Genomic DNA, 13,019 nt, shown 5'->3' on the forward strand with positions numbered 1-13,019 from the left:
AAAAAGGGGCATCTGTTAGACAGATGCCCCTTCTTACATTCAAAAACAAAATACTGATTCAATGCACTCTTCTATTTTAACAGCTTTTGCAAAAACCCAATCCGAGATATCAACACAAAATCCAATAACCCGATGACGACAATAGCGATGATGGCGGTTGGGAAAATGACAGCGACTGCCAATAAAACAAGAGCAAACGGCCACCATATAGACAATCGCTGACCACGTGCTGGTGGATTTAAGCCGCGTCTTTCATTAATACCACGAGGGCGACGTTGCCACCACATGACATAACCACTCACACAAATGGCAATGACAGACAGACAAAACAAGACATTGGCTAGCACACTCCACCACCCAAGTGTGCCCATATGAATCGCAGCGCCTGCTGCCATGAACTTACCAAAAGCATTGTAATCATCAAAGCGAATATCAGCTAACACGTTGCCTGAATAGCGATCGATGTGCACCGTGCGATCAGCCGTTGGGCTACTCATATCATAGCTCATGGAGTCTTGACTGACTGTCCAAACACCCGTACTGCCTTGTGGTAAATTCAATTGATAACGACCGATAAAACCAATTTCACGAGCATATCGGTCTACCGTATCAATCATAATAGGGATATTTGGCGCAATACCCTGCTCACCCATGGTCGTCCCTGATACTGGCATCGGTGTCAATTCAAGCACCCAAGGCACTTCTTTGGCCTTACCCGTATTTAGTGCATCGCCATGTGTTGATGCAATCGCTGGTGTTGCTCCATGAACGTGTGGCGCGGCGTCAGTCATATCCATACCAGCGTGATGTTGGCTGTGGTCAATAGACACAGGCATAGGTGCAACGCCCCACTTGCCCGCCGGAAACTGACTCCACGCTTGCACCACTCTCTCGCCCCACACGCCCGCCCATGCCATACCCGAAATACAAAAAAACAGCAGCAACACAGAGATCCAACTGCCTAGAGTCGCATGAATGGTACGAAATAATGAGCGTTTTGTCTGACCATTGGTATGGTCATCGGGAATCAACATGCCTTTGAGTGACTTGCGTTTTTGCCACCATAAATACCAACCTGTTAGAATCATTAATATCGTCAATGATGCGGCGGTTTCTAGGAGATAATCCCCAACTTTGCCGAGCAGCAAGTCACTGTGAATACTATCAAAAGTGTAATATAAATTATCATTAGTCGGTGTACTGTCAACGACAGCAGCCGTATAAGGATTCACCGCCACCATCGTGTCCTGATCTGCGGATTTGACCTGAAACAAAGTCACTGTGTCTGTATCACGAGGCGCGATATATTTGACAAGCGTACTGTCAGGTAAAGTAGTAAGCGCACTTTTGGCTTGGGTAGAAATAGGCGCTGGTACAGTCGATTCTGGAACCACAATGGTTAAGCGATCATGATCTCGGCCTGCGGTGTTGGACATAAACAACATGCCAAGCGCGGTACACGCTAAAACAATCAAAAAAGGTGTGACAAACATTCCAGCATAAAAATGCCAACGCCATACCGTAAAATAGCGTTGATTGTCAGTGTATTGACGTGCTTGCCTGTTCATAAATTTGACCTTTATAGCCACACCAATCTCGAAAATCAGAGTAGCAAAGAAAACGAGTATAAGTACTACGCATGGTAGGCGAAACGAGTTTAACGCGATGAACCGTATTTCTTGGGATTGGTATCTATTTAAAATAAAAGCAACATGCCTTGAATAACTCTTAGGCCAACAAGCTGCCTATAATAGCGATTGCATCATACGAGAAAACCTATTTGAACACCACTCTCAATCACTAGTGATTTTTATGATATCAAATACTTTTGATCTAATTATATGGTTTTAAATGATATTAATTTTGTCACTTCTCTGCGCTGTCTCATTATAAAAACCTCATTGTTCCGTATTTTTTATTCTTTTTAAAATCTTCTCAATATATTTTTTAAATGATAAAGATAATCATTAATGTTAATATTACTCAGTTCTTAAACTCATTTGTAAAACTATAAAAAAGGAAATCACAATATGGCAAAACCCAATCCAAGATTACTTGAAGTCATTCAGACCAAATATATCACGCCAAATATGTGCCGTGTCACGCTTGGTGGTGATGATTTACTAGACTTTCCAATCGATCAAGAAAGTGCTTATATCAAACTCATATTTCCTCAGGGCGAAGAAGCTCGACCACTAATGCGCACGTATACGATCAGCGTCCAACGTGATAATGAAATAGACGTTGATTTCGCTTTGCATGATGCTGAAGGCCCTGCCTCAACATGGGCGCGCAACGCCCAAATGGGCGATCAAATTTTAGTGGGCGGCCCTGGACCAAAAAAGCTCATCAACAACGATGAAGATTGGTTCTTATTGATTGGCGATATGACTGCCCTGCCAGCGATTACCGTCAACCTTGCCCAGCTGCCTAATGACGCACGCGGTTATGCAGTTATTGAAATCACGACTGAGGCAGATCGTCAAACCCTCCAAAAGCCAGAAAACGTTGAAATCCATTGGGTCATTAATGCCACGCCAAATGCTGACAGCAGCCCATTACTTGCGCACACTAAAACCCTGACTTGGCTGACAGGACAACCTGCGGTTTGGGCCGCTTGTGAATTCCATAGTATGCGGGCCTTACGTCAATACTTTAAAGTAGATCGTCCAATCCCAAAAACGCATTTATACATATCGAGTTATTGGAAAGTCGACAACACCGAAGATCAGCATAAAATCGAGAAGCGCAACGATGCAGAAAGCGTCGACTAATAGGGTCGATTCACTTTAAAAAGAATACAGCGATGCTGGGATGAATTTTTCGATGCCTCTGGAGTGCAAAGCGCACAGCAAGCGAGGAAAGTTTATACCAGCAGAGCACCATATTTATCGTATCTTTTTTATATTGAACGGACTATACGCGACGTGCATTTATGATTTTGACAGTCTTAGAAACCATTTAAAACCATATATGACTGCAATAAAATGGCACATTCATTTTCATACACCGATTGGTTGTGTTAAATGACCCGTTTTGAGATATATCGTTGCGCCTTCTAATCCTGACTTTATCGGTGGAGAATCGCCTACGGGCAGACGTATCCACCCATCTCGCTTATAAACCTGCTTATCGTCTATCAGCTCGCCTTCTAACACCAGAATTTCTGCGCCACCTGTGATGGTTTCATCCGTAAATAGTGCCTCACCTGCCGATAGACGTTGTAAGCTCACCTGTTCAGTACCATCGGCAAACGGCGGACAGACATCGCGGTGGTTTTGGCGTTGCCAGTTGGTGTTATCTCGGGTATCGATGGCCACATGACGAGACTCAGTGGCCACCATCTGCCTTAGCTTAACAAAAATGACCGCGCCCTCATCGCTATAAGGTTGATGACCAGATGTTGGCGGATTGCGCAGATACCAGCCTACGGGATAATGCTGATCATCTGCAGAAAACGTCCCTGACAATACCAAAATCTCTTCGCCTTCAGGGTACAAGTGATGAGGGAAATAAGACTGAGGTGCATAGCGCACAAGGCTGGTGGCGCGCGCTTTTTCTGCGCCAACGCGATCAAACATCAGGCGCTCCACTCCTTGTTGCGGTGACTTGACCCATTGATGTTGCTCAGGCGTGAGGGCTGCGCGGCGAGAGAAGTCTGCATTAATAAGCATAAATATTGTCCAACACTGGTTATGATCGTTTGATTCGGCAGTCGGTTTAGGTATTCATCTTATAACGCTATGGTTTGACTGTATTCCACATTTTGAAAGTTTATAAACCAAGGCGTCAGCGCACCAAAATCACAGGTGATAACGTGCTGGCGATGATTTCCGTCGTGGTACTGCCCAAAAACAATTGCTGCAACTTAGAGTGACCATAAGCACCCACCACCATCATATCAATGCGATTATCTACTTGAAATTCTAGCAACCCATCAACGGCATCGGCAGCCGATAAGTGATGCGCGTCTACCATAAAACCAGCGGCCTCTAATTGTGCAGCGGCTGCACTTAAGCTTTGTTTGGCGGTATCATTATGGTTACCTATCATGACGATATGGCCTTGCATGCCTTTTAATACAGGGCTTCTCGCTACCATCCATGCCGCCTTAATAGCCGTTTTGCTGCCATCAAAAGCTATCATATATGAGCGCGGCTCTTTAAAGGTCTCTGAGCAAATTAACACCGGAACCTCTGAGGCACGCGCCACCGTTTCGATTTGACTACCAATATTAATACGACTGTCTTTATGATCCTCACCGCGCCGTCCCATAACGATGGCACGGTTTTCTGCTTTAAAGTGATTAATGGCTGGTAGCAATTTACCGTGACGTTGATAAATATGGATTTCAACCTGCTCAAAGTTTTCTCGAATATAACTTTTTGCATCTTGTACTAAGGCGTTGCTATAACTGTTTACAACCTTTGCTCTTTGTTCGTCCAGCTGGGTCAATTCTTCTAACAAAAACTCACGGCTATTGATGCCTATTGCACCCGATAAATCACGTCTGATCGAAGCAGGAACGTCACTAACATGCAACAATCCAACTGGTAAATTCAGTTTGCTAGCATACCATGCTGCATAATCACAAACCGATTCAGTCACTGCTGAGCCGTCAATACAGGCCAAAATGTGCTGTGATGGTGTCATAATTCATCCTTAAATTTAGTTGGTGAATCCTGTAGTTGAAATACTTTAAAGTCGCTACCGATGTCTGACCAAGCTATCTCTTAGCCCGAAGCATGTCCTAAATACGACAAAAAAAACGTATCTATTGACTCGATAATAACCAATTTAAGTCGCTTCTTCCAGTGACAACGCATTATTCTGCTTTACCGTTAGTATCGCTATCACAATCACTCAGCATAGTTTGCTACAATGTCTTTTTTAGCATTTACGATTTAGCATTCACAATAAAAGTATCGTTATTTAGGTGAGAGAATTATGGCAAAGAATGCCCTACAGGCTCAGTTATTAAAGGCAGGATTGGTGGATAGCAAAAAAGCCAATAAAATCAGCAAGCAAGCTCAGCATGCCAAGCGCACTGGCGATTCAGAAAGCATGGAAGCCAAAAAAGCATTGGCAGAAGCGCAAGCAAAAAAGCTAGAAAAAGATCAAAAGCTCAATCAAGAAAAACAACGTGTTTTAGAAGAGAAGATGCTCAAAGCCAATATTGTGCAAATGATTAAGCAGCATCAGATCACGGACACCAGTGGTGAGGTCACCTATCAGTTTGTAGATGATTCTAAGGTTAAAAAAATCGCTATCACTCAAAAGCTCTATGACCAAATCGTCGTCGGTCATGTGGTGATTGCGCGATTGGAAGCAGGCTATGCGCTGCTCCCTCGCCCGTTGGCAGATCGTATCGATACAAAAATGGAAGGATTTATGGTCGTGTCTAACGATACCTCAGAAGAGGCGTTAGCAGAAGACGATCCTTACGCTGCTTATGTGATTCCAGATGATTTAATGTGGTAATAACTTACCTTTATAATGATCGTTAAATCAGAAACCCTTTATAGAATTGTATGTCTATAAAGGGTTTTTTTGTACTTCTTTCATTTAGGATCGACTATATTTACATCATACCGCTACTGGTACGTCTTGATGTTTTAGGCCAATGGTTCTTAACTTGCCTTGCTCATCTACCTCTTTAATAATCAATGACCACTCATCATTGATCTCAACCGTATCGCCTGAGACTGGAGCCGTATCTAAGCTACCCACCACATACTCAGCGACCGTTTGTTCCCACATACTTTTTGAGCCGTCCTCGCCTTTCGATTTCAAATCGTCTACAAGCGAGTCGGATTCCATAATTCCAGTAAAAAACGGCAAATCACCAAGCTTCACACTCGGTGACAGCAGCCAATCACCATAAAAGTCATCGATAACTTTACGGTCGAGCGTCGTGTCATTAAAGATCTTGGCGATTTTACTAGCATGGTTGCCGCGCATGGCGTACCAGACGCTATCGCCATATTTTAGCTTGGTATCTTCATCAACCACCACGATCTGTTGAGCACGTACCAACGCAAAAACACTGATTTCGTCAGGGCTGATGCGCCGAGAGATGTCCATTGGATGGCGGCCAATAGCAAACGCGCCTGATTGAACTTCAAACTCATACAAGGTAATACTCGCCTTGTCCGACACCCAAACTTCGTTTTCTTCTTTTGGGTCTTTGTTATTAGGAATGCGTACTTTAAATAGATTGGCCATAAACGGAATGGTCGTTCCTTGCAAAATTAACGACAAGACCACCACACCAAAAGCGATATCGAACAGCATAAAGGCGTTATCTATCCCTGCCATTACTGGCAACATGGCAAGGGTAATCGGCACGGCCCCGCGTAAGCCAACCCAAGAAATAAACCCAATCTCTCTATCTTTAAACTTAAATGGCTTGACACTGGTATAGACGGCGATAGGACGGGCGACCAAAATCATAAAGGCAGCAATCGCTACAGAATAATGCCAAACATTGATGACGTTCGATGGCGTGACCAATAGTCCAAGTACCACAAAGAGCACCGCTTGTGATAACCACGCAAAGCTATCCATCACGCGCATAACATGCTCAGTAGAGCGCACCTTATGATTGCCAATCAGCACACCCGTGAGATAAACGGCCAAAAAGCCACTGCCGCCCAGCAAGTTGGTGGCCGCAAAAACCGCCAAGCCAGCAGACAGTATCAAAATAGCATACATACCCTCTGCCAAATGCAATTTGGGCAATAATCGCGCCAGCAGATAGCCGAAAAGCACGCCCATCCCTAGACCAACACCCAGCTGCTGCAACAGCAAAATTAAAAAACCAAGCGCTGTCTGACCTGCGGGATCAACATTTAACGCAATCAGTCCCGTAACCAATAAAATAGCCAATGGATCGTTGCCACCCGATTCTAATTCGAGTGTGGCTTGGACGCGGTCATTGAGCTTGACGCCACCATTGCGCAATAGCGAAAATACCGCAGCTGCGTCAGTCGAACCTACAATGGCCGCCATCAACAAACCAAAACGCCAATCGACATCGAGCAACCAAGTAACGAACACGCCAAGCACCATTACCGTGACCAATACACCCCAAGTTGCTAGAGTTATTGCTGGTTTCAAACCGACTCGAAACGACTTAAAAGACGTACGCAAACCACCGTCTAACAAGATACAAGCTAAGGCTGCTTGACCGACAAAATTGGCAAGCGCATATTGGGAAAACTCAATACCCAAGATACCCTGTTCGCCTGCCAACATCCCCACCATCAAAAACAATAGTAATAATGGTACGCCCAGTCGCGCTGATAATGTACTTGCCATGATACTGGCAAAAATCAACAATGCCCCTACCAGATACAGGATATTTAAGGTATCCATCTTTTTTAAGCCCTATTTTTATCAATTATAATGAGTAAAATGATTGCAAGCATTTTTGTTTTATATTAGGGCATGTTAGTCGAGATATGACCGTCAAAATACGAAAATACAAGCAAATTGCGCCAAAGTGACAGTATTGTTTATTGGTTAGTTTCTCGCCTACTATCAAAAGTCTTATTATTATTTTAAAACCGACCTTAAGAATAACACTTGCCACCAAATTTGCAGAAATTAACTGTAAATAATCTGCTTTAAAAAACAGTATTTTAGAAAGACTTATTTATTCTATCATTAGATTTACACAGCCAAGTTAAGCCTGAATATATTGCCATGTCATTACCAAAATAGCGGCGGCTATGATCCAAGCAATTACCCCTAGCATCAATGCTTTGTATAAACTGACATAGCTGATACCAACAAAGACCACAAGTGTATAAACAAGATGTGGTATGACACCCAATATGCTAAATATCAAGGCAACTTTTAAGTCAGCATGGCTACGCTCAGTACCGACAATGAAATGACTGATTAAAGCAAAAGTGGGGAAAAGTGGTGCAAGCGCTGCCAGATAAAAAAATCGAGTTTGCGCCAATAATTGAATGGCCAATACCATCAAAGCACCAATAAGCATTTTTAGCCAAATCATGGTGGATTATCTCCTTTTAAGTGCTAGCGGCTAAACTTCGTCCAACTCACCATAATACTAGAGTATGCAAACTGACATAAGAGGCATATCTGTTTAGTTACGCCCCTTTTCAAAATTGTTCAAAAAAACCCCATGCAGTCATGAAACTGGATGGGGTTTTTCTTGCGGTGATGCAAACCTATTATATTCTTAATCCGCTTTTGGCTTTAGTGCAGCAGCGATATCGGCCAGTAATGGCGGAATATCTTGTTTGTCTGCTATCACTTCTATGAGCACCATTTTATCTTTTGTCGCAGCGGCTTTTAGCAAGGCAGCTTTTAACTCGCCAGCAGTTTCAACCTTGAGTAGCAACGTATTGTCATCGTTGCCACCAAATGCTTTTGGCATCGACTGCCAATCACATTTGGGGATATCATTGTAGCGTTGGTTTTCACCATGAATCGCGCGCTCAACGGTGTATCCATCATTATTAACAAGGACAATCACAGGGTTGATGCGCTCTTGGAACATCACCGCCAATTCTTGAATGGTCAATAAAGCTGAGCCATCGCCAATCAGGAGCACACTCCGCTTGTGCGGCGACGCAATGGCCGCACCCAAACTGGCAGGCAAAGTATAGCCGATTGAACCCCACATCGGCTGTCCATAGCAGGTCACGCCTTCTGGCAGACGAACATCACTGATACCAAAATAGGCCGTCCCTTGCTCAGCAAACACCAGATTATTATGATCTAGACGATCCGCAATAATATGCCAAAGGTCATCCTGTCTGATCGCTTCATCATCTTTGCCATTTTGCTCGTGCGGCTTCACTTCTTTACAGAATTGTTTAGGTAAGATTTTGATACCTGAGGTCAGCACTTCATGTAAGGTCTGCAAGGCATCTTTTAGGGAAATGGGTGCAAAGTTCTGCCCACTGATAGACGCACGCTCGTAATGCAAATCAACCACGACATCGTCATCGATATCTTGGCTAAAACCTGCGGTGGTGGTATCGGTATATTGCACGCCGATTTTTATCAAGCATTCGCAATTTTCTACCGCGTCTTTGACGATTGGACGTGACGCCACACCAGCATAAGTTCCTGCCCAGCGCTCACTGTTTTCATCGAGTAACGTTTTGCCCCATGACAGCGTTGTATAAGGAATTTCAGTATCAGCAATGAGTAATTTGAGCTGATTTTGTAGCCCCAAACGATGCACCATTAAGTCTGCCATCAAGGTCGTGGTTTTGTTTGGCAAAAATTCGATCAGCGCCTGTTTGAAATCAGCCAAAGCGGCTTGGCTGGTGATATTTTCTTCACTATCAATCAGTTTGGTAGACGGCGGATAAATGGGCTGGCGTGCCACATCAGGTGATAACATCAAGTAACCAGGGCGGTGTTTTTTGAGAATCAAGCGAATGACTCTATCAATTTCTGATGCGGCATTTTCCGGTGTGATTTGTGCACGGGCAACAGTCACTGGCTCGACCATTTTGATAAAATGATTGAATACGCCATCACCCAATGAATGATGGATTCGACGTTTGGCATCTTGTAATGCGGTACTGGGTGCGCCTACGATATGCAATACTGGCGCATACTCAGCAAAAGAGCCTGCCGTCGCATTGATTGCTGATAGCTCACCTACCCCAAAAGTCGTCACCATCGCTGCGAACCCGCGCTCGCGCGCATAACCGTCTGCTGCGTATCCTGCATTTAACTCATTGGTGTTACCCACCCAGCGTAATTTGTCAGAGGCAATAATATTATCTAAAAAAGACAAATTAAAATCGCCAGGCACGCCAAATATCTCAGAGGCACCTGCTTCTGCGACACGATCAAACAAGTAATCGGCGATGGTATATTGTTGACTCATTTTTTATCCTTGTAACTTATCTTTGTAAGTATTGAAAATTGTGAATGTGATTAAGGTTAAATTATAAAGTGCATCCCTGCTTATTCATGTAATACAAATATTTTGGAATACATATCATAATAAACCGTTATAACATAAATTCATGGCTAGAAGACATGCCTATTTTATTAACTTTATTTTTTTTCATCATGAGTGTTGACACACCAAAAAAACTGCGTATAATACGCCTTCATCATCTGATGTTACTTAAATGATGATTCAGCGGGAATAGCTCAGTGGTAGAGCATAACCTTGCCAAGGTTGGGGTCGAGAGTTCGAATCTCTTTTCCCGCTCCAAATATGGATTGAAAAAGCACTAAAAACCTCACTTCTTAATATAAGAAGTGAGGTTTTTTTTGTCGAATTTTTGGGGTTTGGAGATGAAAAGTGGTTTAATATTATGATGAAGAGGTCTTAAATTAGTGAACCCCTACTATGATAAGTTTACCAAGTTTGCTTGTACGATTTTTTTAATATAGATTAATACAGGTTATCAGCACTCTTAAAGTGCCAAATATAGTAACAAACACACATTAATGATTAGGAAAAATCTTATGGCAAAATTAGAATCAAACATCGAATTAGAAGCCGCGGCATTTCGTCGCTTATTGGCTCATTTAGACGAGCGTAAAGATGTACAAAATATTGACCTAATGAACCTTGCTGATTTTTGTCGTAACTGTTTATCCAAATGGTATAAAGCTGCTGGTGAGGAACGTGGTATTGAAATCGAGTACGAAGATGCGCGCGAGCTTGTTTATGGTATGCCTTATGCTGAGTGGAAAGAGAAGTATCAACAAAAAGCCACACCAGAGCAATTAGCGCGTTTTAGCGAGATTGAAGCTGCCAAAAACGAGCCTGATAAAGGACAAGACTGATTAAGAATAATAAGAGTTGCCCAAACTCCATAAGCAACACTCAGAGCAAACTATAAAAGATATTACAAAAACCCCAAGATAAAACTAGGGCGTGTCTTCATTTTAAAAATGGTGCCAATATAAGAACAATAATGAGATAAGTTGTAGTCAAACAAGGAAAATAGCGTAAATAATATCGAGATATTAACCAGCTATTTGACGCAGTTTGGCAAAATTTAGCCATTTTTAGCCATTTTTAGCCCATTTAGATTACCATCGATTGAATTGAAGACATGCCTTAAACATTGCCGCTCATTTAGCGGCTTTCTAAAGACTTGAGCATGCTATTAAAGACTATCGTACCTTGTTTCTGCATTTTACGATCAAACAAACGCCCGACCAATGGCACAACCAATCGGCCTTCAGATATCCAAGTCACATGTGTGCTTCCATCCCCTAAATCTTTTAAATCAATAATGCCCTTATAGTGCTCCATTTTTATAGGGTTAGCTTTTTCGATTTGATATTGCATATGCGTAGGACGCTCAAACGCAGTAATTCGCTCCCAGACTTTAAAGGCTCCGGTTTGTACCGTTCGTAAAGCGCCTACTCCATTGCGCTCTTCATCACCTTCAGTCACCAACTTAGCCACACCTACAGATTTGAATAACCCATAACTGGCATGATCACTTAGTGCCTCAAATACCTCATCAATTGGTTTTTTGACAATGCGTTCTACTTTTATTTTAAACATAACATTATCTCACTAAGGTTAAAGTTATTTAGCTTACTGCCATTTCAGAAATAAATAAAGCAGTCACACTTTAAAAACTTATTACCGTGAAGAGCCTCGACCTTTTGCAGGACGCTTGCCATTTGTAGCAGGTTTGCCATTGCCCCCAGACTTTTTGCCATCACCAAAAGGACGTCTATTTCTACCTTTCGAACCTGCTGGTTTTTTAGCATCATCCTTGGCGTATTTATTACGCCCCTTTGCTGAACTCGCTGATTTTGAAGACGACCTCTCTTTTGACGAGGCATCAGTACGAGGTTTTTTGCGTGCTGCATTGCCAGATTTCTTGCCCGAATGATTGTCTTGCGAAGAAGAGTCTTCTACAGATTTAAGCAAGACAGACAACTCTGTTGGGGTTAGGTCTCGCCAGTCTCCAACGGGAGTACCTTTGAGACTCACATTCATAATCCGCGTACGCTCAAGCTTTACGACTTCGTAGCCAAAGTGCTCACACATACGTCGAATTTGACGGTTCAAACCCTGCACGAGCGTGATGTTAAATACGTTGGGCGCCACTTTAGTAACAGGACATTTTTTCGTCATCTTGCCAAGCATAGGCACACCGCCCGCTAAACCCTCAATAAAACTATCTGTTATCGGCTTATTCACCGTCACCAAATACTCTTTCTCGTGATTATTACCAGCACGCAATACTTTATTCACCAAATCGCCATTGTTGGTCAAAAAGATTAGACCTTGAGAGTCTTTATCCAAACGACCAATCGGGAAAATACGTACCGAATGTCTCACAAAATCGACAATGTTATTTTTCTCGGAGCTTTCCGTGGTGCTGACAATGCCCACTGGCTTATTCAAGGCAATAAAAATAAAATCATCAGGCTCGCGTGGCTCAATCAGCTGTCCGTTGACTTTTACTACATCTCCAACAGCCACTTGATCACCAACCGATGCACGCTTGCCATTGATGTATACATTACCTTGTTCAACAAAGCGGTCAGCATCGCGCCTGGAACAAATCCCACTTTCGCTGATGTATTTATTGAGACGAGTCGAGGAAGCGTTGAACATAAAGCACCGTTTTACCTGATAAGAAGCATTTTTTGCTAAGAAAAAAGCCTAAATTGAATGGATTATCAATAACGAAACAGCTCACATTATATAGGAAATTGAGGGACTCTTTGAGGAGAGATGGTCAAAAACCTAGAAATATATGCAGGGTCGTATAATTTTAGATGGCGTTGAAAGAGTTTCTTACAACCTTTGTAAACATTAGATTTAACATCAGCATCATGCTTTCAATCTGATACTCTATAAGTTTCTACCAACTTCCTATAGTCAATCCACTGTAAAATAAATACAGTACTGCTAGAATAATATTTTCTTGTTCTCTGTCAGCAACAACACAGTAAACAAAAAAGCTTGCCTCAGTACCGTATCATAAGGTAGCGTGTTCATTTCATTTCATTTAGTATCGACTATATGGGAA

At 42.7% G+C, this 13,019-nt stretch carries 11 protein-coding genes and 1 tRNA gene; 4 read left to right on the forward strand and 8 right to left on the reverse strand.

Going from position 1 to position 13,019, the window contains the following annotated elements:
- Window positions 1-71: 71 nt before the first annotated feature.
- Window positions 72-1,568 carry a PepSY-associated TM helix domain-containing protein gene (locus JMY02_RS00885; protein WP_201594246.1) on the reverse strand — a complete coding sequence of 499 codons (1,497 nt, stop codon included), beginning with the start codon at window positions 1,566-1,568 and terminating at the stop codon, window positions 72-74.
- A gap of 462 nt (window positions 1,569-2,030) precedes the next feature.
- Here JMY02_RS00885 and JMY02_RS00890 point away from each other — a divergent pair, with 462 nt between their 5' ends.
- Entirely contained in the window at window positions 2,031-2,774 is a 744-nt protein-coding gene (locus JMY02_RS00890; RefSeq protein WP_201594248.1) for a siderophore-interacting protein, read from the forward strand.
- Between the two features lie 228 nt (window positions 2,775-3,002).
- On the opposite strand, the gene JMY02_RS00895 is transcribed toward JMY02_RS00890, so the two are convergent.
- Together JMY02_RS00895 and JMY02_RS00900 are read right to left on the reverse strand one after the other, a co-directional pair.
- Window positions 3,003-3,674: a cupin domain-containing protein gene (locus tag JMY02_RS00895; RefSeq protein ID WP_201594250.1), complete on the reverse strand. Its 672-nt coding sequence runs from the start codon at window positions 3,672-3,674 to the stop codon at window positions 3,003-3,005.
- 115 nt (window positions 3,675-3,789) lie between these two features.
- Complete coding sequence (locus tag JMY02_RS00900) at window positions 3,790-4,653, reverse strand: universal stress protein (RefSeq protein ID WP_201594252.1); 864 nt, start codon at window positions 4,651-4,653, stop codon at window positions 3,790-3,792.
- Window positions 4,654-4,947: 294 nt separating this feature from the next.
- Between JMY02_RS00900 and JMY02_RS00905 the strand changes: the two genes are divergently transcribed.
- Window positions 4,948-5,481 (forward strand): DUF2058 domain-containing protein, encoded by a 534-nt coding sequence (locus JMY02_RS00905; RefSeq protein ID WP_201594254.1) that lies wholly within the window; start codon window positions 4,948-4,950, stop codon window positions 5,479-5,481.
- A gap of 105 nt (window positions 5,482-5,586) precedes the next feature.
- Here JMY02_RS00905 and JMY02_RS00910 read toward each other — a convergent pair whose 3' ends face one another.
- From JMY02_RS00910 to JMY02_RS00920, 3 genes are all read right to left on the reverse strand, one after another.
- The gene (locus JMY02_RS00910; protein WP_201594256.1) at window positions 5,587-7,377 is read right to left on the reverse strand and encodes a potassium/proton antiporter; all 1,791 of its coding nucleotides are present in this window, start codon (window positions 7,375-7,377) and stop codon (window positions 5,587-5,589) included.
- A 310-nt stretch (window positions 7,378-7,687) separates the two neighbouring features.
- Window positions 7,688-8,023, reverse strand: coding sequence for a GlpM family protein (locus JMY02_RS00915; protein ID WP_201594258.1), 336 nt, complete (start codon window positions 8,021-8,023; stop codon window positions 7,688-7,690).
- A 189-nt stretch (window positions 8,024-8,212) separates the two neighbouring features.
- The gene (locus JMY02_RS00920) at window positions 8,213-9,883 is read right to left on the reverse strand and encodes an alpha-keto acid decarboxylase family protein (RefSeq protein ID WP_201594260.1); all 1,671 of its coding nucleotides are present in this window, start codon (window positions 9,881-9,883) and stop codon (window positions 8,213-8,215) included.
- 261 nt (window positions 9,884-10,144) lie between these two features.
- Between JMY02_RS00920 and JMY02_RS00925 the strand changes: the two genes are divergently transcribed.
- Both JMY02_RS00925 and JMY02_RS00930 read left to right on the forward strand, forming a co-directional pair.
- Window positions 10,145-10,219 (forward strand) — tRNA-Gly (locus JMY02_RS00925).
- A gap of 257 nt (window positions 10,220-10,476) precedes the next feature.
- Entirely contained in the window at window positions 10,477-10,800 is a 324-nt protein-coding gene (locus tag JMY02_RS00930; RefSeq protein WP_201594262.1) for a DUF1244 domain-containing protein, read from the forward strand.
- Window positions 10,801-11,095: 295 nt separating this feature from the next.
- Here JMY02_RS00930 and JMY02_RS00935 read toward each other — a convergent pair whose 3' ends face one another.
- Window positions 11,096-11,533: an SRPBCC family protein gene (locus JMY02_RS00935; RefSeq protein WP_201594264.1), complete on the reverse strand. Its 438-nt coding sequence runs from the start codon at window positions 11,531-11,533 to the stop codon at window positions 11,096-11,098.
- Between the two features lie 81 nt (window positions 11,534-11,614).
- Entirely contained in the window at window positions 11,615-12,601 is a 987-nt protein-coding gene (gene rluF, locus JMY02_RS00940; protein WP_201594266.1) for a 23S rRNA pseudouridine(2604) synthase RluF, read from the reverse strand.
- Between the last annotated feature and the right edge of the window lie 418 nt (window positions 12,602-13,019).

This window comes from Psychrobacter vallis, assembly GCF_904846715.1.
In the GTDB taxonomy this organism is placed as follows: Bacteria; Pseudomonadota; Gammaproteobacteria; order Pseudomonadales; family Moraxellaceae; genus Psychrobacter; species Psychrobacter vallis.